Genomic DNA, 21,375 nt, shown 5'->3' on the forward strand with positions numbered 1-21,375 from the left:
CGCTTCCACGCATCCTTTCAACTCCTCCCGATTTGTGAACTGGCCCGGCATCTGATGCCGTTTGCCATGCAGCGCGACATGAGTTCATCGGCGACTGCAGAACAACTGCGGAGTTAAACCCCGCAGGAATTGTTATAAGGATCACATCCGAAGCTCATCGTGTAAACCACTCAACGGTAGAAAAGTGCTGCACTGCACACTTGCCGCCCATTTCAAAGCCTTGTAGAGCCAGAGGCTAATGGGAAATCTTCGGCAAAAAACCCGCATGACGACCGCCACAAACGCGCCGCGGCGCCTTAGCATCTTTGGTTCAACAGGCTCGATCGGGCAAAATACGCTCGATGTCATCCAGCAGCTGGGCGGCCGTGAGAGCTATGAAATTTCCGTGGTGACCGGAAATGAAAATATTGAGCTTCTTGCGCAGCAGGCAAGATCGACCGGCGCCCGGCTAGCAGTCACCGCAAGCGACAGCAAATACAGATCGCTGAAGGCCGAGCTCTCGGGCAGCGGTATCGGGGTCGCAGCCGGCGCTCAAGGACTGGCGGAAGCCGCCGACATCGAAGCGGACTGGGTCATGGCCGCCATCGTCGGCACGGCGGGGCTGGTGCCGACACTGGCGGCAGCGCGCAAGGGTGCGGCGATCGCGCTGGCAAACAAGGAGTGCCTTGTTTCAGCAGGCGATCTCTTTGTCGAAGCGGTGCTGAAAGGCGGCGGGCTGTTGATCCCGGTCGATAGCGAGCATAGTGCCATCTTCCAGTCGCTTGACGAAAATCAGCGGCACGCCGTCGAACGGATCATCCTCACGGCATCAGGCGGTCCTTTCCGCACCTGGTCGCGCGCCGAGATGGCGAATGTGACTGCGGCAACCGCACGCGCCCATCCGAATTGGTCGATGGGCTTGAAAATCTCCATCGGCAGTGCCTCGATGTTCAACAAGGCACTGGAGATGATCGAGGCTAAGCACCTCTTCAGTGTCCGCCCGGACCAGATCGAGGTGGTCGTGCATCCGCAACCTGATCGTCCATTCCATGGTCGGTTACACCGATGGATCCATCATCGCCCAACTCGGCAGCCCGGATATGCGAACGGCGATCGGCTATGCGTTGGAGTATCCGCGCCGGCCGAAGCTGAATGTCGAGCGCCTGGATTTCGCAAAGCTCTCTCGCCTGGACTTCGAAGCGCCGGACGAAAAGCGTTTCCCCGCTCTCAGGCTTGCGCGCACGGCATTGGAGCGAGGCGGCTTGCAAGGAGCGATCATGAATGCTGCTGAAGAAGTGGCCTTTCATGCCTTCGTCGACGAAACGGATCGGCTCTCCTGCAAATGGCCGATATTGTCGAAGCCGTTATGGACAGGATGGCCGGCACGGGTGGCGCGCACACGATGGATGACGTCTTTGCGGCCGACGCTGAAGCCCGCAGGCTTGCTGCCGAACTGATTGCGCTCAACGAAAAAGCCGCCTGACGGCAGGCCGCTGATTGGCGGTCCTTTTCTTCCCGACTAGCGACCGCTGGTGCACAATCGCTACGATGAGCGCAGCGACTGCAATGGCACAACGTCGGAAGCGCTGCTGGCCGAATCGAAACGGCTGTCAATTATCTATCTGTATCGCCGGACTGTTGTGGTCGGCGTTCCTATCCCACGGCCGGACGGCGACCTCGCGTTGTTCTTCCCGATGACCACGAAGCCAATCGACTTTATGCGACCTGCCTTGCGAGCGCGCAGCGCGACCAGAGGGAATGGAGTGCTGCGACCAGCTGTTCGATGTCGGCATCGGAATGCAGCGGCGTCGGGGTGATGCGCAGCCGTTCGGTCTTCTTTGGCACCGTCGGATAGTTGATCGGCTGGACATAGACGCCGAAATTGTCGAGCAGCAGATCCGATGATCCATTTGCACTTCGCCGGCATCGCCGACCAAGACCGGCACGATGTGGCTCGGCGTTCGGCATCATGCGGCGAGGCCGCGCTGGTCAAGCAGTGACCTCGAGCGTTGCGCGCCCGGTCCTGATGGCGCGGCGCGCTCGAACTGGCTGACTTTCAGGTGCTGGATCGCAGGCCACCGCACCGGCAGCAAGCGCCGGCGGCAGCGCCGTCGTGAAGATGAAGCCGGAGGCAAACGCAGCGGATGAAATCGCACAGTGCCGTTGAGGCGGCGATATAGCCGCCCATGACGCCGAAGGCCTTGCCGAGCGTGCCCTCGATGATGGTCAGCCGGTCCATCAGCCCCGTCGCGCTCGGCGATGCCGCCGCCGCGCGGACCATACATGCCGACGGCATGGACCTCGTCGAGATAGGTCATCGCGCCGTACCTGTCGGCGAGATCGCAGATCTCGCTTGATCGGCGCGATGTCGCCGTCCATCGAATAGACGCATCTCGAAGGCGATCAGCTTCGGCGCGCGTCGGATCGGGCGGCCGCAAGCTTGGCTTCGAGATCGGCCGACGTCGTTGTGGCGGCCAGATCACGCTTGCCGCATCTCGGCATGGCGGATGCCGGCGATCATCGAGGCGTGGTTCAGCGCGTCGGAGAAGATGATCAGCCCGGAGGATCCTGCGCCGAGCGTGCCGAGCGACGCCTCAGTTGGAGACATAGCCGGAGGTGAAGAGCAGCGCCGCTTCCTTGCCGTGCAGGTCGGCCAGCTCGGCGCTCGAGCAGCACGTGGTAGTGGTTGGTGCCGGAGATATTGCGGGTGCCGCCGGCAGCCCGCGCCGACAGTGGTCGATGGCATTCTTCATCGCCTCGATCACCTTCGGGTTCTGGCCCATGCCGAGATAGTCGTTGGAGCACCAGACGGTGACGTCCTTTCGCACCGTCCGGCCGTGTGACGCGTGGCGCGTGGAAAGCTGCCGCGATGACGCTCGAGATCGGCGAAAACCCGATAGCGGCCTTCCTTGTGAAGCCCGTCCAGCTCGCTCCTAAAAAATCCTTCGAAATCCATGCATGTGCTCCAGTATCGCGCGACGGTTTTGCTGAGCGGACGATCGCGCGTCAACCCTTACTTCACGCTTTAGCACCAACTGCGGCAAATGGCCCATATTTTTGAATGATTTCAGATAAAAAATTGCGCGAACCTCGCTGATCCGGAGCGCATTCTTGCACAATTGATGGAGCCGGCAAGCCGGCTCCGCTCGATATGTTAGCCCGCTGCGGCAACGGCGCGCTTCGCCATCACTTTCACCAGATTGGCGCGATATTCCGCGCTGGCATGCAGGTCCGACATCAACGCGGCCGGATCGACATTGACGCTCGCGAGCGCATCCGGCGACCAGTTTGCGCCCAGCGCCTGCTCCATCGCAGATTGACGAAAGACACCGCCGGAGCCCGCACCGGTGACGGCGACGCGCACGCCGCCGGATCCCTTCGCAACGAACACGCCGGTCATGGCATAGCGGGAAGCCGGATTCGCAAACTTGGCGTAGCCGGCCCTCTCCGGCGCCTCGAAGCTGATCGCTGCGATCAGTTCACCCTCCTCAAGTGCCGTTTCGAAAAGACCGGTGAAGAAATCGTCGGCTGCGATCTCGCGTTTATTCGTGACGATACGGGCATTCAGCGCCAGCATCGCAGCTGGATAATCGGCAGCAGGATCGTTATTGGCGATTGAACCGCCGATGGTACCCATATGCCGCACATGCGGATCGCCGATCCGTCCGGCGAGTTCGCACAAGGCCGGGCAGATTGCGCCGATTGCGGCAGAAGACGCCACTTCCGCATGTGTCAATGCCGCGCCGATCCGCACCTTGCGGCCTTCGACCTGGATACCTTTCATCGACTGAATGTGGCGTAGATCCACCAGATCGCTTGGCGCGGCAAGCCGTTGCTTCATCGTTGCGATTAAAGTCATGCCCCCGGAGACATATTTGCCCTCCGATGCGCCCGTGATCATGCTCACGGCCTCATCGACTGTCGAGGCGCGGTGATAATTCGTTTGATACATGGCCGTTCCTCCTCAGTGGGTTGCTTGCGCAGCCATCCACACCTTCTGCGGCGTGGCGGGCATCGTCAGCATGTTGTTGCCGATCGCATCCGTGATCGCGTTCATCAGCGCCGGCGGCGAGCCGATCGCGCCCGCCTCGCCGCAGCCCTTGACGCCCAGCGGGTTGCTCGGACACGGGGTGTTTTGATGCGACAGATTGAAGGATGGCAGGTCGTCGGCACGCGGCATGGCGTAATCCATGTAGCTCGCCGTCAAAAGCTGGCCGCTCTCGTCGTAGTGAACGCCTTCAAGCAGCGCCTGGCCGATGCCTTGGGCAAGGCCACCATGGACCTGGCCTTCGACAATCATCGGGTTGATGATATTGCCGAAGTCGTCGGCAGCGACGAACTGCACGATTTTCGTCGTGCCCGTTTCGGGATCGACTTCGACCTCGCAGATGTAGCAGCCCGCCGGGAACGTGAAGTTCGACGGATCATAGAAGGCCGTCTCCTTCAGACCCGGCTCCATTCCGGCAGGCAGATTGTGGGCGGTGTAGGCGGCAAGCGCTACCTGGAACCATGGCAGCGTCTTGTCCGTGCCCGCCACCTTCAGCTCGCCGTTTTCGATCACAATATCGCTCTCATCCGCCTCCATGAGGTGCGCGGCAATCTTTTTCGCCTTGGCCTCGACCTTGTCGAGCGCCTTGGCAACGGCCGACATGCCAACGGCACCAGAACGCGAACCATAGGTACCCATGCCCATCTGCACGCTTGTCGGTATCGCCGTGAACGATGGAAATGCTATCGATCGGCACGCCGAGCCGGCCCGCAACGAGCTGTGCGAACGTCGTTTCGTGTCCCTGGCCGTGGCTGTGCGACCCGGTCAGGACCTCCACGGTACCGACGGCATTGACCCGCACCTCGGCGGACTCCCAAAGGCCAACACCGGCGCCGAGGGAGCCTGACCGCCTGCGACGGAGCAAGCCCGCATGCCTCTATATAGCAGCTCATGCCGATGCCGCGCTTCATGCCACGCCGGCTAGCCTCCTCCTTGCGCGCGGCAAAGCCGTTCCAATCGGCCGCCTGCATCGCCGCGTTGAGCGAAGCTTCATAATCGCCTGCGTCGTAGTTCAAAATGACCGGCGTCTGGTGGGGGAACGAGCGGATGAAGTTCTTACGCCTGAGTTCAGCAGGCGAAATGCCGAGCTCGCGCGCCGCCGTTTCCATGGTCCTCTCGAGGAGATAGGTCGCCTCCGGCCGCCCCGCGCCGCGATAGGCGTCGACAGGCGCGGTGTTGGTATAGACCGTACGCACATTGGCGTGGATTGCCGGTAGTATCCGGTACTGGCCGGAAAGCAGCGTCGCGTAGAGGTAGGTCGGCACGCAGGACGAGAACAGCGACATGTAGGCGCCGAGGTTGGCGATCGTGTCGACCTTCAGTGCCGTGATGCGATTGTCTGCATCGAAGGCCATCCTGACCTTGGAGACATGGTCGCGGCCGTGCGCGTCCGTGAGAAAGGCCTCCGTGCGGTCTGCAGTCCATTTCACCGGCACGCCGGTCTTCTTGGATGCCCAGAGACACACGATCTCCTCCGGATAGATGTAGATCTTGGAGCCGAAGCCGCCGCCGACATCCGGCGCGATGACCCGCAGCTTGTTTTCCGGCGCCACGTTGTAGAAAGCGCTCATGACCAGCCGCGCCAGATGCGGATTCTGGCTGGTGGTGTAGCAGGTATAATGGTCATCGCCCGCATCGTAGATGCCGAGCGTGGCGCGCGGCTCCATCGCATTGGGGGAGAGGCGGTTATTGACGATATCGACCTCGACCACATGTGCTGCTTGCGCGATTGCCTGGTCGGCAGCGGCAGCGTCGCCGATCTCCCAGTCGAAAATCAGATTATTGACCGCTTCCGGATGGATTTGCGGCGCACCGGGGTTCAGAGCATCGACCGCCTCGATCACAGCCGGCAGTTCCTCGTAATCGACAACGACCGCTTCTGCCGCGTCGCGCGCTTCGTCGAGCGAGTCCGCGATGACGATCGCAACAGCATCGCCCACATAGCGCACCGTCTCCACCGCCAACGGGCGCCACGCGCCCATTTTCATCGCCGAACCGTCCTTCGAATGGATCATCCAGCCGCAGATGAGGTTGCCGATGCCGTCAGCGAGCAATTGCTTGCCGTCCAGCACGTCGATGACGCCCGGCATGGCTTTCGCAGCGGAAATATCGATGCGCTTGATTTTGGCATGCGCATGCGGACTGCGAACGAAATAGCCGTATTTCATGCCGGGCACGACCATATCGTCCGTATAACGGCCCTTGCCGGTTAAGAACCGCTTGTCTTCCTTGCGTGCGACGCGTGCACCAACTCCTTCGACACCCATGATGTCCTCCCAATTGGGGTTTTGGCCTGGCCTCCGCCAAAGAGCATCGTGTGCGGCAGTCAGCCAGACAATTCCGGAAAGATGTTACTCGGCAGCCTGCTTGGCGCCGCCATGCATCTGCGCATTGGCGGAAAGCACGGCCTTGACGATGTTGTGGTAACCGGTGCAGCGACAGATGTTGCCTTCGAGCTCCTGGCGAACCGTCTGTTCATCCAGTTGCCCGCCATGACGATTGATCATGTCGACCGCGGTCATCACCATGCCGGGCGTGCAGAATCCGCACTGGAGCCCGTGATGCTCCTTGAAGGCGGCCTGAACCGGATGAAGTTCGCCATTTGCGGCTAGGCCTTCGATCGTCGTGACCGACGAACCCATGCCTGAACGGCGAGGATCGTGCAGCTCTTGACCGACTTGTCGTCCATATGGACGACGCAGGTGCCGCACTGCGTCGTATCGCAGCCGACATGGGTTCCCGTCAGGCCCAGTTTTTCGCGAATGAAATGGACGAGAAGCATGCGCTCTTCACAGTCGCCGCTCACCGCCCGGCCGTTCACCGTCAGTTTCACCTTCGCCATGATTTTCTCCTCGTGCCTCCTCCAGGCACAGGAACATCATTTGACTTTTTCGCTTGGGGATCAACCGCTACTTTGGGGAGTTCTGCCAAATTTGCTCTACGGACGACTGCATGACTCCCCATGACATCTGAATCGGATTGAAAACAACCGTGATCACAAAAATTTCAGCTGCAAACTGGACGCCATCCTGTTGCGACATAGTTTTAATTATCAAAAAGACACCGTGAAGGGACAGCGGCTGTCAAGCGGCAGTCAACCTTGGAGAGAAAAAATGAAGAAAGCAATCGCATTTGCTCTGATCGGCCTCTCGATCGCGAGCTGCACACCGACGGAGCGGGGTGCCGGCATCGGTGCGGCATCTGGCGCGGTCATCGGCGGGGTTGCCACAGGCAATGTTCGCGGAGCCGCAGTCGGCGCTGCGATCGGCGGCGTCGCAGGTGCCGTCATTGGCAGAGTCGCAGAACAGCCCGGGCAATGCTACTATCGTGACCGCTATGGTCGCCGCTACATCGACGATTGCCCCTGAGACGGAGTGCCAAGGTCCGAAAATCCCGGCTGCAGACCGGGATTTTTCATCTTTCGTGCTAAATTAGCTCGAAAATAGCTTAAATCGGTACACCTCGTGCATTTTTGCCGCTAAGCTGTTAATTGCTGGGCAACGCATGTAATCAAAAGCGGCGGATGCATATCAGAGGGAAGACACCGAAATCGGGTTTTGCGTATCGGCGGGCAGGCACCATGATGGTGATCGCGGCGACGGCTGCGTTTTCACCGGTTCTGACTGGCGAGGCCTATGCATTCAAGCTTTTCGGCATTACCATTTTTGGCGAAGACGAGAATGACAGCGAGCAGGTGCCTGATCCTGTGCGCTACGACGCCAATCTTGCAACGAATACCGCCGATCCTGATCTCAAAGAGGCTTTGGAGAACAGTTCGCGTCTGATTGGCGACGAGGATCGCCCGGTTTCCGGCGATCTCGGCATTGTCGTCAAGGCACGCGACGACCGCGACCGCCTGATCGCGGCGCTCTATGAAAAAGCGCGCTACGGCGGCGTCGTGACGATCACGATCGACGGAAAGAACATCGACGACCTGCCTCCCAACCCGACCTTCGACCGGTCCAGGCCCGTTCCCGTTCAAGTCGCCATCGAGCCGGGACCGGTCTTCCGGGTCAAGGAAGTGCAGTTCGGCGGCGATGCTGCAAATCGCAATCCCGCCGATTACGACCTGGGGCCTGGCGAAGTGGCCGGATCGCTGACGATCATCAAGGCCGGGGACAAGATCGTCGAACAGCTGAAGAGCGAGGGCCGACCGCTTGCGAAGCTGACCACACGCCAAGTGGTGGCCGATCACCGCACCAAGACGGTCGATATCGTTATCGCGACGGAAGGGGGTCCGGTAGCCCCGATCGGCAATGTCGGCGTCACCGGGCAGAAAGCCGTCAAACCTGCGTTCATCCAGCGTTATTCGCGCCTTGAAAAAGGGGGAACCTATTCTCCCGAGGCACTCAAGAAGGCTGGCGAACGGTTGCGCGCGCTTGGCGTTTTTTCGAGCGTCACCATTCACGAAGCCGATAGCCTCGCCGCCGATGGTACGTTGCCGATGACGATTGAAGTCTCGGAAGGCAAGCAGCGCTATTTCGGTGTCGGCGCTAATTATTCGACGATCGACGGCATGGGGGTCCAAGGTTATTGGGGACACCGCAACCTTTTCGGCGAAGCGGAATCCCTTCGAATTGAGGGCACCGTTGGACGCCTCGGCGAAAACGACATCGGAAATCTCGACTACTCGACAGGTATTCTCTTCACCAAACCCGGCGCCTTTTTCCCTGCCGCAACGCTGAAGGCCGGCATTCTCGCAAAGACGGAAAATCCGGATGCCTACAACGCATCCCTGATCACCGCGTCGCTCGGCCTGTCTTACGAGCTGACGGATCAGGATACCGCCTCGGCGAGCGCTGAAATCAGCTATGAAAAGGACGATGACGCCTTCGGCGACAATGAATATCTGACTTTCGCCCTGCCGCTTACTTACGAGCGCGATGCGCGCGACAACAAACTCAACCCCACGGAAGGGTACCGGGCAACGCTTGCAGCGACGCCGAGCTATGAAATGTTCGGCAGCACGATCTTCTCGTCCTTCGAGGGTTCGATAACCGGCTACCAGTCGATCGGCGCGGAAGACAATGTTGTCTTCGCTGGCAAGGTGGCGGCCGGCCTGCTGGTTGGCGGAGAATTGCCGGATATTCCCGCAACGAGACGTTTTTTTGCCGGCGGTGGCGGCTCGGTTCGGGGGTATGGCTATCAGGAGATTTCCCCCTACAACGCTGAGAATGAAGCGACGGGCGGCAAATCCTATGTCACCGCCTCGCTGGAAGCGCGCGTCAGGATCACCGAGACCATCGGCATCGTTCCTTTCATCGACGTCGGAACAGTGGGGAGCGAGGAGTTTCCCGATTTTTCCGACATCCGGGCCGGTGCCGGCATCGGAATACGCTACGCGACGCCTTTTGGCCCCCTGCGGCTTGATTTTGCCGTACCGTTGAACAAGTACGAGGATGGCACGAGTTACGGCATCTATGCCGGGATCGGCCAGTCATTCTAGAATGCGACAGTCGCGGATTTCAAACCCGCGAACAATGACGAGAACAGGGTAGTTGCGCCTTCATGCAAGCGCTGACGAAATTCGTGAGTTGGACCATCCGTGTGATCGGCTTTGCGACCGGTGCTGCACTGATCCTTGCCGCGATAGCCATTGCGATCTTCGGCTTCACCTCGTTCGGCTCGCGCATTGTCACGGAGGAAGTCGCGGAAGCCCTTTCGAACCGCGACATGAAAATTGCGGTCCGCGAGCCAAGCGGCCTGCTGACCGGCGGATTACGCGCTGCGGAGATAACGGTCTCAGATACGCGCGGGGTATTTGCGCAGATAACCGGTCTCTCGATAGACTGGAACCCGCTGGCGCTGCTGCGCGGCTCATTCCACGCAAGCGAACTCTCCCTCGGCTCGGTCAATATGATCCGAAAGCCGGTGCGTACCATTCCCTCACCACCAGCAAGCGGTGAGGACGAGGGATTCAGCCTGCCGATCAAGATCGATGTCGACAGGATCGCCATCTCGGACATCAATCTGAGCGAGAAATTCGCGGGACGCGCGTTTACTTTAACGGCGGGCGGCAATCTGCAGGCCGACCAGAATGGCGGGAATGCCGTAATCAATATCAGCCGTCACGATGTGCCGGACGCCAAGCTCTCGGCCGATTTGGCGTTCATGCCCGATCAGAACCAGTTGCGGCTGAAGGCGCAGCTGTCTGAACCGAAGGGGGGGCTGGTTGCAGCTTTCCTATCGCTGCCGGGCGACCCTTCAGTCGATATCGTCGTCGATGGCGAAGGACCGGTTTCGGATTGGAACGGCAGGCTTCAAGCCGCCCTGGACGGTCAGCAACGCGCTTCGATCAAAGGACATCATGCGCTCACACAGGACGGTCTGCACCATCTTGATCTCAAGGGCGGCGGCGATCTGAGCACTCTTCTGCCGCCGGCCTTCCGGCCACTGTTTTCCGGCCAGACGAACATCGATGTCTCCGCCACCTTCAACAATAGAGGCAAACTCGATATCCAGACCGGCAACATAGCAACCGGCAGCGTCGTCATTGCGGCATCCGGCACCCTGGATCGGGCGGGAAACAACAGCCTGAACGTCAACGTGCTCGGTACGTCAGGCCCGGTCGATTTTCGTTGGCCGCTTGCCGATGGCGAAGCCCGTTTCATGGTGACCGGTCTAAACCTCGCCCTCACGGGCGATGCGCAGTCGGCACGGCTGAACGCCAGTGCTTCGCTCGATGCCGCGACATTGCCTCAGGCGACGATCGGCAACGTGAAGCTGACGGCAAAGAGCGACGCTTTCAACCTGGCCAAGCGTTCCGGTGCCGTTCAGTTGCGCATGGTTGCCGGTGATACGACGTTCCTGAACCCGGATGTCAATCGGGCAGTACAAGGTCCTGTGACGCTTGCCGCGCCGCTCCAAATCGGCGCCGATGGCGTAGGCTTCAACGGGACGACATTTGAAAGCGCCAATGCAAGCGGCACCGTCAACGGCACCTACAAGCTTACCGACAACACGCTGACGGGAAATGCGAAGCTTACAGTTCAACCCGCGGCACTGCCGCCTGCTATCGCGCCGCGCTTCGATACGCCGATCTCGATCGATACACAGATCGCCGGAACCATTCCGTCCAAGATCAACCTCTCGGATCTCGTCGTCAAATCCGGAACGATCGAAACTGCCGGCTCCGTGGTGCTTGACGGCGAAAGCCTCACCGCCAGCCTTTCCGGGCGGCTGCCGGATGTAAGGAAGCTTCTGGAAACCGCCGAAGGCGAGGCGAGCTATACGGTCAATGCCAGCGGCCCGCTGACAGCCCTGGCGATAAAGGCAAATCTGAAGGCGGCAACTCTTCGCACCGCTGGCCGCACGCTTGGTGACCTGGACGTCAACATTTCCGGCGCGGCTGATCCCGACGCACCGCAAGGTACCATCAATGCCAAGGTCACGATCGACGGCCAACCGATTTCCATCGTTGCCGACGCACAGTCCAAAGGCGGCGTCATCAACGTTCCGTCTCTCAGTGCGGACGTCGGCAGCAACCGGCTGCGAGGCAGTATCCAACTGTCCTCACGCTTCGAGCCGACCGGAGCGCTCACCTTCGATTTTCCGGATATCGGCCTGCTAGCCGCACTCGGCGGGCAGAGAGCTCAAGGCGATCTCAAGGGTGCACTCGACATCGCAAACGACAATGGCAAGATCGCGCTAAAGGTGACGGCAGCGGGAAATGGCTTGCAGCGCGACACATTTTCGATCGTGAGACCGGACATCGCTATCACCATTACCGATCTCAAAGCCTTTTCCGCCAACGGCATCGTCAAGGCCGGCGAGATGTCGGCAGGCGCCAACAAGCTCGCTGAACCGGTGCTGAACTTCGTGCAGCAACAGAACCGCACGAAGTTCGATCTTAACGCTGCCTACGACGATAATCCGGTGCTTGCCGAAGGCGATCTTGAAACAAAAGCAGGCGCGACGAGGATCCGGCTCGATCGATTTTCAGGCAAACCACGCAACATTCCGGTTGAGCTCTCCCAACCCACCGAAATCGCGATTGCGAACGGCCAGGCCGCGCTGAGCGGCCTCACGGTCAAGACCGGAAGCGGTTCCGTGGCGGTGACCGGCTCGGCGGGCGAGACGCTCGACATCAATGCGGTCATCAGCGACCTGCCCGCAAGCCTCGCCAACGGTTTCGTTCCCAAGCTGAATGCCGAAGGCGCCATCTCCGGCACGGTATCGGTCAAGGGAACGCCGGCGACGCCGATTGCGGATTTCAAGCTCGACTGGAAGAATGCCGCAACTAGCCACACCAAGAGCGCGCATCTTGCGCCGTTCGGCGTCGCCGCGATCGGAAAACTCGCCGATAACAAGCTCGACTTCGACGCAAGTGTCGATGGTTCCGAGGGACTGTCCTTGAAATCCCGCGGAAATGTTGTTGTGGCCGGAACGGACGGACAAAGCCTGAAAATCGATGCCGATGTCGTCAACCTTCCGGCGCGCATCGCCAACGGCTTCGTTCCGGATCTTGCCGCCGAAGGCGCGATAACCGGCACCGTTTCCGCTTCTGGAAGGCTCTCCGCACCAGTCGTTGATTTCGATCTTGATTGGAAGGACGCAGCCACAAGCCAGACCAAGGGTGCCGGATTGAAAGCGCTCGGGCTGAGCACCACTGGCAAGTTTGCCGATAACAAGCTCGACTTCGATGCGAACCTATCGGGCCCAGCCGAAATGGGTCTCAAGGCAAACGGCAATGTCGTGATTGCCGGTACGGCGGTCCAAAGTCTCGACGTCAATGCCAATCTCAACAATGTCCCGGCAAACATTGCAAATAGCTTCGTGCCCGGACTTGCTGCCGAAGGAACGATCTCTGGAACTGCCAAGGCATCGGGAACGCCGACTGCACCGGCCGTCGATTTCGATCTCGACTGGAAAGACGCAGCCACGAGCCAGACGAAACAGGCAAAGCTTGCTCCGTTCGGCCTGAGCGCCACCGGCAAACTCGCAGATAACAAGCTCGACTTCGATGCAGATCTGACCGGGGCAGCCAACACGGGACTGAGCGCGGACGGGAATATTGTTATCGCCGGCACGGCGGTCCAAAGTCTCGACGTCAATGCCAATCTCAACAATGTCCCGGCAAGCATTGCAAACAGCTTCGTGCCCGGACTTGCCGCGGAGGGCACGATCTCCGGAACTGCCAAGGCATCGGGAACACTTGCTGCGCCGGCCGTTGATTTCGATCTTGATTGGAAGGACGCAGCCACAAGCCAGACCAAGGGTGCCGGATTGAAAGCGCTCGGGCTGAGCACCACTGGCAAGTTTGCCGATAACAAGCTCGACTTCGATGCGAACCTATCGGGCCCAGCCGAAATGGGTCTCAAGGCAAACGGCAATGTCGTGATTGCCGGTACGGCGGTCCAAAGTCTCGACGTCAATGCCAATCTCAACAATGTCCCGGCAAACATTGCAAATAGCTTCGTGCCCGGACTTGCTGCCGAAGGAACGATCTCTGGAACTGCCAAGGCATCGGGAACGCCGACTGCACCGGCCGTCGATTTCGATCTCGACTGGAAAGACGCAGCCACGAGCCAGACGAAACAGGCAAAGCTTGCTCCGTTCGGCCTGAGCGCCACCGGCAAACTCGCAGATAACAAGCTCGACTTCGATGCAGATCTGACCGGGGCAGCCAACACGGGACTGAGCGCGGACGGGAATATTGTTATCGCCGGCACGGCGGTCCAAAGTCTCGACGTCAATGCCAATCTCAACAATGTCCCGGCAAGCATTGCAAACAGCTTCGTGCCCGGACTTGCCGCGGAGGGCACGATCTCCGGAACTGCCAAGGCATCGGGAACACTTGCTGCGCCGGCCGTTGATTTCGATCTTGATTGGAAGGACGCAGCCACAAGCCAGACCAAGGGTGCCGGATTGAAAGCGCTCGAGCTGAGCACCACCGGCAAATTTGCCGATAACAAGCTCGACTTCGATACAAGTGCGAATGCCGCCGATGGCGTAGCTTTGAAAGCGGCGGGTAAGGTCGTTGTTGCTGAAAAGACTATTCAGAGCTTGGAGATTGACGCGAACGTCACCAACGTTCCCGCAAGCATCGCAAACGGCTTCGTCCCGGGCCTGGCTGCCGGGGGTACCGTTTCGGGAACGGTGACAGCCTCTGGGACGCTCTCCTCACCTGCCGTTGATTTCAGGCTCGATTGGAAGGACTTGGCGACAAGTCAGACGAAGGACGCCAAGCTGTCGTCGCTGAACCTCAGCGCGACCGGAAAATATGCCGACAACAAGCTCGATTTCGACGCGAATGCGAGCGGTGCTGACGGAGCTTCGCTGAAAGCTATCGGCAATGTCGCAATTGCCGGCAAGACAGTCGAGAGCCTGAAGGTGGACGCCGACATTGCCGATCTACCGGCAGGCATCGCCAACAATTTCGTGCCGGGCCTTGCGGCAGAAGGTGTCATTTCTGGCACGGTTGTGGCTGAGGGAAGCCTTGCTTCCCCGACAGCCGATTTCAAACTCAACTGGAAGAACGCGGCAACCAGCCACACCAAGAAGGCAGGACTGTCCCAGCTCGCGGTGAACGCGACCGGCAAGCTTGCGAACAACAGGCTCGACTTCGATGCTAACTTGAACGGCGCTGACAACGTCACGCTGAAAGCCGGCGGCAATGTCATGATAGAGGGCACAGTCGTCAAGAGCCTCAAGGTGGACGCCAATGTCTCCAATCTTCCGGCGAGCGTGGCAAACGGTTTCGTACCGGGCCTCGCCGCCGAGGGAACGATCTCCGGAACCGCATCGGTTTCGGGGCCGCTTTCCGCTCCGAAGGTTGATTTCAAGCTCAACTGGAAGAATGCGGCGACCAGCCAAACCAAAGGCGCCGGGCTCTCGCCGTTCGCAATCACCGCGAACGGCAAGCTCGCCGATAACACACTCACCCTCGATACCGACCTTACCGGCGACAGCGGCCTTTCGATGAAGGGTGGCGGCACCGTTGCGATCACCGGCAGTCGGGCCCTCAACCTGCAATTCCGCGGCAACCTCCCCTTTGCCATCTTGGGTGCACAGCTGGCGCAACAGGGCTTTGTCGCGGACGGTACCGCCGACATAGACCTCCGTGTCACCGGCACGGCCGCCGGCCCCGTCATCAACGGGTCTATCGCGACCAGCGGCGCCAAGCTGGTCGATGTCCGCAGGAACCTTGCGCTCGACAACGTCGTCGCCAACATCACCATGAATGGCGAGCAGGCCACCATTTCCCGCCTGAGCGGCAATTTCGCGAGCGGCGGCAGCGTTACGGCGAGCGGCACGGTCGGGATACGGCCGGGCAGCGGCTATCCGGTAAACATCGAGGTTAGGCTGGACAGGGCAGTCTATGTTGACGGAACGCTTGTCGTCGCGACGGTCGATGGCAATCTCGGTCTGCGGGGTCCGCTTCTCACCAACCCGGTGCTGAGCGGCAGGTTGAACGTCGAAAAAGCATCGATCACCGTGCCGGACAAGCTGCCGACTTCACTGCGCGAAATCAACATTAAGCACGTGAATGCACCACCTGCGGTGCGTGCCCAGCTGCGCGACGAAAACGCACAGAAGGCCGGCGAGAAATCCACGACGCTCGCGCTCGACCTGCAGATTAGCGCGCCGTCGAAAATCTTCGTCCGCGGCCGCGGCATCGATTCGGAACTTGGAGGCAGTGTCACGATCAGGGGAACGGCGGCAACGCCCGTCGTTTCCGGCGGCTTCACCATGCGTCGCGGACGCTTGACCATGCTTAATCGCCGCCTGAACTTCACCGACAAGAGCCGCATTACGTTTGCTGGCGACTTGACGCCGGCGCTCGATATGGAAGCGAGCTCCACTTCGGGAACGACGACGCTCACCGTCGATGTCACGGGACTTGCGACAGAATCCCTCGATCACCTTCTCGTCCTCGCCAACCTTGCCGCAGGATGAAGTGCTGGCGCAGCTCATATTCGGCCAATCGATGTCGAAGCTCTCGCCGGTCCAGATCGCGCAGCTCGCCGATGCGGTGAGCCAGCTGGCGGGCGGACGTTCGACCTCGCTTTTCGAGGGGCTCCGCAACCAGCTTGGTGTCGACGACCTCAACATCAGCACCGACGAGAAGGGGCAGACAAGCGTCAGCGTCGGCCGCTATCTGAACGAGCGCACCTATTTCGAGTTGCAGCAAGGCGGCGAAGCAGGCGCCAAGGCGGTCATCAATCTCGATGTCGGGCGTGGCGTGAAATTACGTGGTGCTGCGGGTGGAAATGGCGCCGGCGAAGCCGGCATCGTCTACGAACATGAATATTAGAATCGGACTTCCGGGTTTTCAGCAGGATACTGGTTTCAGTCGAATTGATGCCGTTGATGAGCCGGATACGGCGGAGCGTCTCATCGAAGGAGACGAGATCGCGATCCTCAAGCTCGGCGACGAAATCCCATTTGCCGTTGGTGCTGTGCAGCGCGCGCACCTGCGGGAGACCGCGCAACTGATCGGCTACTCGGTCGGCGAGCTTGCCGAGTACCTCGATCATGACGATGGCACGAACGCCGGCGGCGCGCGTTTCATGGCCGGTCCGGATGGTAAAAGCGGCTATGGTGCCGCTTGCAACAAGCCGGTCGATACGGGCGGCAACGGTCGCGCGCGACGCGCCAGTCATCGCGGCGAGAGAGGATACCGGCGTTCTCGCATTATGGCGAAGCGCGCTTAGAAGTTCTTGATCAAGGTCGTCCATGGCGATCACTTTGTCGAAACACACTTAGCAAAGTGCATAATCGGATTTCATTTCTGACACTTTTCCATCTTTTTGCCGTCACGTCGATATCCGAATATGCGCTAATCCAATTTCGAATCCGGAGCGCCCAGAATGGAAGTTCAATCTCGATCAGTCACACTCATTGGTGTTCCGGTAGAGGAAGGCTCGGGCCGGCGCGGGGCGGCGATGGGGCCGGCAGCGCTGCGCATTGCCGGTGTGGACCAGACGTTGATCGACCTCGGCCATGATGTGCGCGATGAAGGCGACATCCACGTCGTTCCGGCACGTGACCTTCCGAACCATCCGAAGGCGCACAATCTGCGTCTCATTGGCGCCTATACGCGTGCGCTCGAAGCCAGCACCTACGAGGCCGCTGCGGCCGGACGCTTTCCGCTGATTCTCGGCGGCGACCACAGCTTGTCGATGGGCAGTGTCTCCGGCATGGCGCGTTACGCGGCCGAAAAAGACCGCCCGCTCTTCGTGCTCTGGCTCGACGCCCATTCCGACTTCAATTCGCCGGCGACGTCGCCTTCCGGCAATATGCACGGCATGCCCGTCGCTTTCTTCAGCGGTCAGGCCGAGGTCGCCGAAATCCTGCCCAAGGACCGGCCCCTCGTTGACCCGCGCAATGTGTTCCAAGTTGGCATTCGCTCCGTCGATCCGTCCGAGCGCGTGGAAATCCAAAAGCACGGCGTCAACGTCTTCGACATGCGCTCGATCGATGAGCAGGGCATCGCAGCCACCATGCGCCATATCGTCAGCACAATCGAAAAGGCGAACGGCCTTCTGCATGTAAGCCTCGATGTCGATTTCCTCGACCCGGATATCGCACCTGGCGTCGGCACTACCGTCCCGGGCGGCGCGACATTTCGCGAAGCGCACCTCGTCATGGAAATGCTTTCCGACAGCGGGCTCGTTTCGTCGCTTGATCTCGTCGAGCTCAATCCGTTTCTGGACGATCGCGGCAAGAGTGCCCGCGTTCTCGTGGAACTGACGGCAAGCCTCTTCGGCCGCCGCATCTTCGATCGTCCGACACGCGCCGCATAAGGGGAAGCAGCCATGAGCACATCCGCAGATCTGATCGCCACCGAACACCAGCTTGGTGCGCATAACTACAAGCCGCTCGACGTCGTCCTGACCCGCGGCGAAGGGGTGTACGTCTGGGATACGGACGGCAAGCGGTATCTCGATTGCCTTTCCGCCTATTCGGCTGTCAATCAGGGGCACTGCCATCCGAAGATCCTGGCGGCGATGGTCGAACAGGCCGGAAAGCTCACTCTCACCTCGCGCGCATTCCGCAACGACCAGCTCGCACATCTCTATGAGGAGCTGGCCACGCTCACCGGCTCTCACAAGATCCTGCCGATGAACTCCGGCGCCGAAGCCGTTGAGACGGCCATCAAGGCGGTTCGCAAATGGGGCTATGAAGTAAAGGGCGTTCCGGAAGGACAGGCGGAGATCATCGTCTGCGCCGATAACTTCCATGGCCGGACGCTTACTATCATCAGCTTTTCCACCGATCCGGACGCACGTGCCGGCTTCGGCCCCTATACGTCAGGCTTTCGCATGGTTCCCTTCGGCGATGCGGAAGCCTTCGCGGCCACCATCAACGAGAACACCGTTGCCGCCCTCATCGAGCCGATCCAGGGCGAAGCCGGTGTCATCATCCCGCCTGAGGGATATTTCAAGCGTGTCCGTGAGTTGTGCACCGCCAACAACGTCACGCTGATCCTCGACGAGATCCAGACGGGCCTCGGCCGGACGGGCAAACTCCTGGCCGAGGAGCATGAGGGCATTGAAGCCGACGTGACGCTGATCGGCAAGGCGCTTTCCGGTGGTTTCTATCCGGTATCGGCCGTCCTTTCCAACTCGGAAGTTCTCGGCGTGCTAAAACCCGGCCAGCATGGCTCGACGTTTGGAGGCAACCCTCTTGCTTGCGCCGTCGCCCGCGCGGCACTGAAGGTGCTCACTGAGGAAGGCATGATCGAAAATGCCGAGAAGATGGGTGCATACTTCCTCGACGGCCTGAGGTCGATCCGCTCCAACATCGTCAAGGACGTGCGCGGCCGCGGCCTGATGATGGCGATCGAGCTGGAGCCGGAAGCTGGCGGCGCGCGGCAGTACTGCTACAACCTCAAGGAACGGGGCCTGCTGGCAAAGGATACGCATGAAAATACGATCCGCCTGGCGCCGCCGCTCGTCATCACCAAGGAACAGGTGGAATGGGCGATCTCTGAGATCGAGAAGACGATCGCATAAGGCAAGCACCTTCTCGTTTCTGTTGTTGATGCAAGACCGCGAATGAACCCAAAAACCTTGTGGTCTCCTGTGACAATTTAGATTTGTGCAACACTCTTCCGGTAATGTCCCGGATAACCGTAACGAGGCCTCGAAGATCATTGCGAGGGCGTCGCGTGGTGTGAAGGCACGGGGTGTTCGCGCCAATGGTGGCGCAGCCGCTTCTGCCGGGCTTGGGAAGACTTTCTAATGACGACGATCAACTCAAATAACTTCAGCGGCGACACTCTCGAGATCATCGCATTTCGCCTGCATGATCAGGAGTTCTGCGTAAAGACGACCACCATCCGCGAAATCCGCGGCTGGGCGCCCTCGACGCCGATCCCGCATGCGCCCGCTGATGTCATCGGCGTCATGAACCTTCGCGGCTCAGTTATCCCGATCATCGATCTCGCCTATAAGCTCGGCATGAAGAGCACCGTCGCCAATGAGCGAAGCGCCATCGTTGTCGCCGAAGTGCACAGCATGGTCATCGGCATGCTTGTCGACCGCGTCTCCGACATTCTGACGATTGCCTCCAGCCAGGTTCAGCCCGTACCCGAAGTGACGGCATCCTTCGATCGCGCTTACTGCGAAGGCGTCATCGCTTCGGAGAACGGCATGATCTGCTTCCTGAACCTTGCCAAGATGTTCAAGGAAAACGAAACCGACGAACTGGCAGCGTAAGCCATCGAAGCATGATTTCCGGAGAAGCCGCCGCAAGGCGGCTTTTTTAATGGTGGCGCACCATTAAAAAAGCACGCGCCGACGCGCGTGCCTTGATTTTCGAGAATGGTCAAAATCAACCGAACAGTGCAAAGGTTGCCTTCAGCGTGACCCATACGCCCCAAAGCAGCGGGATGCCGACGACGGCCCAGGCAAGCAGAGCCTTCGCGTCGAAGCCGCCTTTGCCGATACCGAACGAGCCGGTCGGGCCGATGCTTGCGGCTGCAGATTTCGCCTGAAGTGCTGCGACCTCCTCATCGGACATGAACCACTTGCTGGCAAGCGGCCGGACGAGGGCGTTGGCAATCAGACCCAGCGCCAGCATGCCAGCCAGGATATACATGGTGCCTGTGTAGAGAGCCGGTCCCGGCGCAACACCGGCTGTTATCTGCGCTTCGCGAATATAGTTCACGACCACAGGACCAACGATGCCGGCGGTTGCCCACGCTGTCAGTAGGCGGCCGTGAATAGCGCCGACGAATTGCGTGCCGAAAATATCGGCAAGATAGGCCGGAATTGTCGAGAAACCGCCGCCATACATCGAGAGTATGATGGCGAAGGCGAGGACGAAGAGCGCCTTGTTGCCCATGCCCGCAAAGGTTGGCGCAAGTGCATAAAGCGCGATACCGAGGATGAAAAAGCAATAATAGGTGTTCTTGCGGCCGATTTTGTCGGAGAGCGAGGCCCAGAAGAAGCGGCCGCCGATGTTGAAGAGCGACAGAAGTCCGGCGAACCCGGCAGCGATCGTGGCGATGGACGCTTTCTGCGCCGCGTCAAGCTGCGCAAAGCCAACATCCAGGCAAACCGATCAGCGAACCAGCAAAGATTTCCTGCAACATTGGCGAGGCCATGCCGATAACGCCGATACCTGCCGACACGTTGAGGCAGAGCACCGCCCAGATCAGCCAGAACTGCTTCGTCCTGTGCGCATCGCGCAGGTGAACGTGCTTGGTGGTGATCATCGTGCTCTTGGCTGCAGGGGCGGTCCAGCCTTCCGGACGCCAGCCGGCGGGTGGAATGCGATAACCGAACGCACCGCCCATCATGAAGCCGAAATAAATGATCGCCATAACGATGAAGGTTTGCCAGACACCAACCGAGGTGTCGGTCTTGAAATAGTTCATCAGCAGGTTGGCGAGCGGTGCGCCGATCATCGCCCCGCCGCCAAACCCCATGATGGCCATGCCCGTCGCCATGCCGCGGCGGTCCGGAAACCACTTAATGAGCGTCGACACCGGCGAAATGTACCCGAGGCCGAGACCGATGCCGCCGATGACGCCGGCGCCGAGCCACATCAGCCACAGCTGATGCGTCATCACGCCCAAGGCAGCAACGAGAATGCCGCCGCACCAGCAGCAAGCGGATACAAAGCCCGCTTTGCGCGGTCCGGACTCGCTCCAGCCAGCCGCCCCAGATGGCGGCGGAGCAACCGAGCAGAACGAAGAAGAGGGTATAGATCCAGCCGAGATCGGCGACACGCCAATCGCATATCGTCGTGAACAGCGCAGACGCAAGCGTCAGATCGGGGCATGCCGTCGATGCCGTGATCCCGAGCGATTTCGAAAGCGGCAGCCAGAAGACGCTGAAGCCGTAAGCCATGCCGATGCAAAGATGTATGGCGAGCGCTGCCGGCGGCACAAGCCA

The 21,375-nt window shown here is 60.1% G+C and carries 11 protein-coding genes and 5 pseudogenes; 9 read left to right on the forward strand and 7 right to left on the reverse strand.

The genetic code is table 11. The annotated features are described in order from the left end of the window. Positions 1 to 265: 265 nt before the first annotated feature. Positions 266 to 1,462, forward strand: a pseudogene (gene dxr, locus ACW4PC_RS12445) (1-deoxy-D-xylulose-5-phosphate reductoisomerase). Positions 1,463 to 1,695: 233 nt separating this feature from the next. Here the strand turns inward: dxr and hemA are convergent. Further along, positions 1,696 to 2,935 (reverse strand): annotated as a pseudogene (hemA, locus tag ACW4PC_RS12450) (5-aminolevulinate synthase). On the opposite strand from hemA, the gene ACW4PC_RS12455 reads away from it, so the two are divergent. Next, positions 2,849 to 3,040 carry a hypothetical protein gene (locus ACW4PC_RS12455; RefSeq protein ID WP_455875078.1) on the forward strand — a complete coding sequence of 64 codons (192 nt, stop codon included), beginning with the start codon at positions 2,849 to 2,851 and terminating at the stop codon, positions 3,038 to 3,040. The pseudogene hemA and the gene ACW4PC_RS12455 overlap by 87 nt on opposite strands. A 93-nt stretch (positions 3,041 to 3,133) precedes the next feature. On the opposite strand, the gene ACW4PC_RS12460 is transcribed toward ACW4PC_RS12455, so the two are convergent. The 3 genes and pseudogenes from ACW4PC_RS12460 to ACW4PC_RS12470 form a co-directional block, all read right to left on the reverse strand. After that, positions 3,134 to 3,931: an FAD binding domain-containing protein gene (locus ACW4PC_RS12460; RefSeq protein ID WP_455874010.1), complete on the reverse strand. Its 798-nt coding sequence runs from the start codon at positions 3,929 to 3,931 to the stop codon at positions 3,134 to 3,136. A gap of 12 nt (positions 3,932 to 3,943) precedes the next feature. Next, positions 3,944 to 6,294: pseudogene (locus ACW4PC_RS12465) on the reverse strand (xanthine dehydrogenase family protein molybdopterin-binding subunit). A gap of 84 nt (positions 6,295 to 6,378) precedes the next feature. Then, positions 6,379 to 6,869 (reverse strand): annotated as a pseudogene (locus ACW4PC_RS12470) ((2Fe-2S)-binding protein). Between the two features lie 271 nt (positions 6,870 to 7,140). Between ACW4PC_RS12470 and ACW4PC_RS12475 the strand changes: the two are divergent. The 4 genes from ACW4PC_RS12475 to ACW4PC_RS12490 all read left to right on the forward strand — a co-directional run bounded on the left by ACW4PC_RS12475 (position 7,141) and on the right by ACW4PC_RS12490 (position 16,283). After that, on the forward strand, positions 7,141 to 7,395 hold the full coding sequence (locus tag ACW4PC_RS12475) for a YMGG-like glycine zipper-containing protein (protein ID WP_039846321.1): 255 nt from the start codon (positions 7,141 to 7,143) through the stop codon (positions 7,393 to 7,395). A 155-nt stretch (positions 7,396 to 7,550) separates the two neighbouring features. Then, complete coding sequence (locus tag ACW4PC_RS12480; RefSeq protein WP_455874011.1) at positions 7,551 to 9,473, forward strand: autotransporter assembly complex protein TamA; 1,923 nt, start codon at positions 7,551 to 7,553, stop codon at positions 9,471 to 9,473. A 62-nt stretch (positions 9,474 to 9,535) separates the two neighbouring features. Next, positions 9,536 to 15,925 (forward strand): translocation/assembly module TamB domain-containing protein, encoded by a 6,390-nt coding sequence (locus tag ACW4PC_RS12485; RefSeq protein WP_455874012.1) that lies wholly within the window; start codon positions 9,536 to 9,538, stop codon positions 15,923 to 15,925. Further along, positions 15,912 to 16,283 carry a translocation/assembly module TamB domain-containing protein gene (locus tag ACW4PC_RS12490; protein ID WP_455874013.1) on the forward strand — a complete coding sequence of 124 codons (372 nt, stop codon included), beginning with the start codon at positions 15,912 to 15,914 and terminating at the stop codon, positions 16,281 to 16,283. The genes ACW4PC_RS12485 and ACW4PC_RS12490 overlap by 14 nt, the downstream gene beginning before the upstream one ends. A 4-nt stretch (positions 16,284 to 16,287) precedes the next feature. Here the strand turns inward: ACW4PC_RS12490 and ACW4PC_RS12495 are convergent. Next, positions 16,288 to 16,707 (reverse strand): annotated as a pseudogene (locus ACW4PC_RS12495) (Lrp/AsnC family transcriptional regulator); the annotation flags it as partial. A 132-nt stretch (positions 16,708 to 16,839) separates the two neighbouring features. Between ACW4PC_RS12495 and rocF the strand changes: the two are divergent. The 3 genes from rocF to ACW4PC_RS12510 all read left to right on the forward strand — a co-directional run bounded on the left by rocF (position 16,840) and on the right by ACW4PC_RS12510 (position 19,692). Further along, the gene (gene rocF, locus ACW4PC_RS12500) at positions 16,840 to 17,775 is read left to right on the forward strand and encodes an arginase (protein ID WP_194728356.1); all 936 of its coding nucleotides are present in this window, start codon (positions 16,840 to 16,842) and stop codon (positions 17,773 to 17,775) included. A gap of 12 nt (positions 17,776 to 17,787) precedes the next feature. Next, the gene (rocD, locus tag ACW4PC_RS12505) at positions 17,788 to 18,987 is read left to right on the forward strand and encodes an ornithine--oxo-acid transaminase (RefSeq protein ID WP_455874014.1); all 1,200 of its coding nucleotides are present in this window, start codon (positions 17,788 to 17,790) and stop codon (positions 18,985 to 18,987) included. A gap of 228 nt (positions 18,988 to 19,215) precedes the next feature. Continuing rightward, positions 19,216 to 19,692 carry a chemotaxis protein CheW gene (locus ACW4PC_RS12510; protein ID WP_027511677.1) on the forward strand — a complete coding sequence of 159 codons (477 nt, stop codon included), beginning with the start codon at positions 19,216 to 19,218 and terminating at the stop codon, positions 19,690 to 19,692. Between the two features lie 115 nt (positions 19,693 to 19,807). Here the strand turns inward: ACW4PC_RS12510 and ACW4PC_RS12515 are convergent, their stop codons facing one another. Together ACW4PC_RS12515 and ACW4PC_RS12520 are read right to left on the reverse strand one after the other, a co-directional pair. Next, entirely contained in the window at positions 19,808 to 20,320 is a 513-nt protein-coding gene (locus ACW4PC_RS12515) for an MFS transporter small subunit (protein WP_455874015.1), read from the reverse strand. 184 nt (positions 20,321 to 20,504) lie between these two features. Beyond that, a complete protein-coding gene (locus ACW4PC_RS12520) occupies positions 20,505 to 21,209 on the reverse strand; it encodes an MFS transporter (RefSeq protein ID WP_455874016.1) in 705 nt (234 codons plus the stop codon). Between the last annotated feature and the right edge of the window lie 166 nt (positions 21,210 to 21,375).

The sequence above is a fragment of the Rhizobium yanglingense genome, from assembly GCF_977109285.1.

Coding starts and splice junctions, on each gene's coding strand:
- ACW4PC_RS12455 (WP_455875078.1), top strand. CDS start 2,849: ATGACGCTCGAGATCGGCGAAAACCCGATAGCGGCCTTCCTTGTGAAG.
- ACW4PC_RS12460 (WP_455874010.1), bottom strand. CDS start 3,931: ATGTATCAAACGAATTATCACCGCGCCTCGACAGTCGATGAGGCCGTG.
- ACW4PC_RS12475 (WP_039846321.1), top strand. CDS start 7,141: ATGAAGAAAGCAATCGCATTTGCTCTGATCGGCCTCTCGATCGCGAGC.
- ACW4PC_RS12480 (WP_455874011.1), top strand. CDS start 7,551: ATGCATATCAGAGGGAAGACACCGAAATCGGGTTTTGCGTATCGGCGG.
- ACW4PC_RS12485 (WP_455874012.1), top strand. CDS start 9,536: ATGCAAGCGCTGACGAAATTCGTGAGTTGGACCATCCGTGTGATCGGC.
- rocF (WP_194728356.1), top strand. CDS start 16,840: ATGGAAGTTCAATCTCGATCAGTCACACTCATTGGTGTTCCGGTAGAG.
- rocD (WP_455874014.1), top strand. CDS start 17,788: ATGAGCACATCCGCAGATCTGATCGCCACCGAACACCAGCTTGGTGCG.
- ACW4PC_RS12510 (WP_027511677.1), top strand. CDS start 19,216: ATGACGACGATCAACTCAAATAACTTCAGCGGCGACACTCTCGAGATC.
- ACW4PC_RS12515 (WP_455874015.1), bottom strand. CDS start 20,320: ATGGGCAACAAGGCGCTCTTCGTCCTCGCCTTCGCCATCATACTCTCG.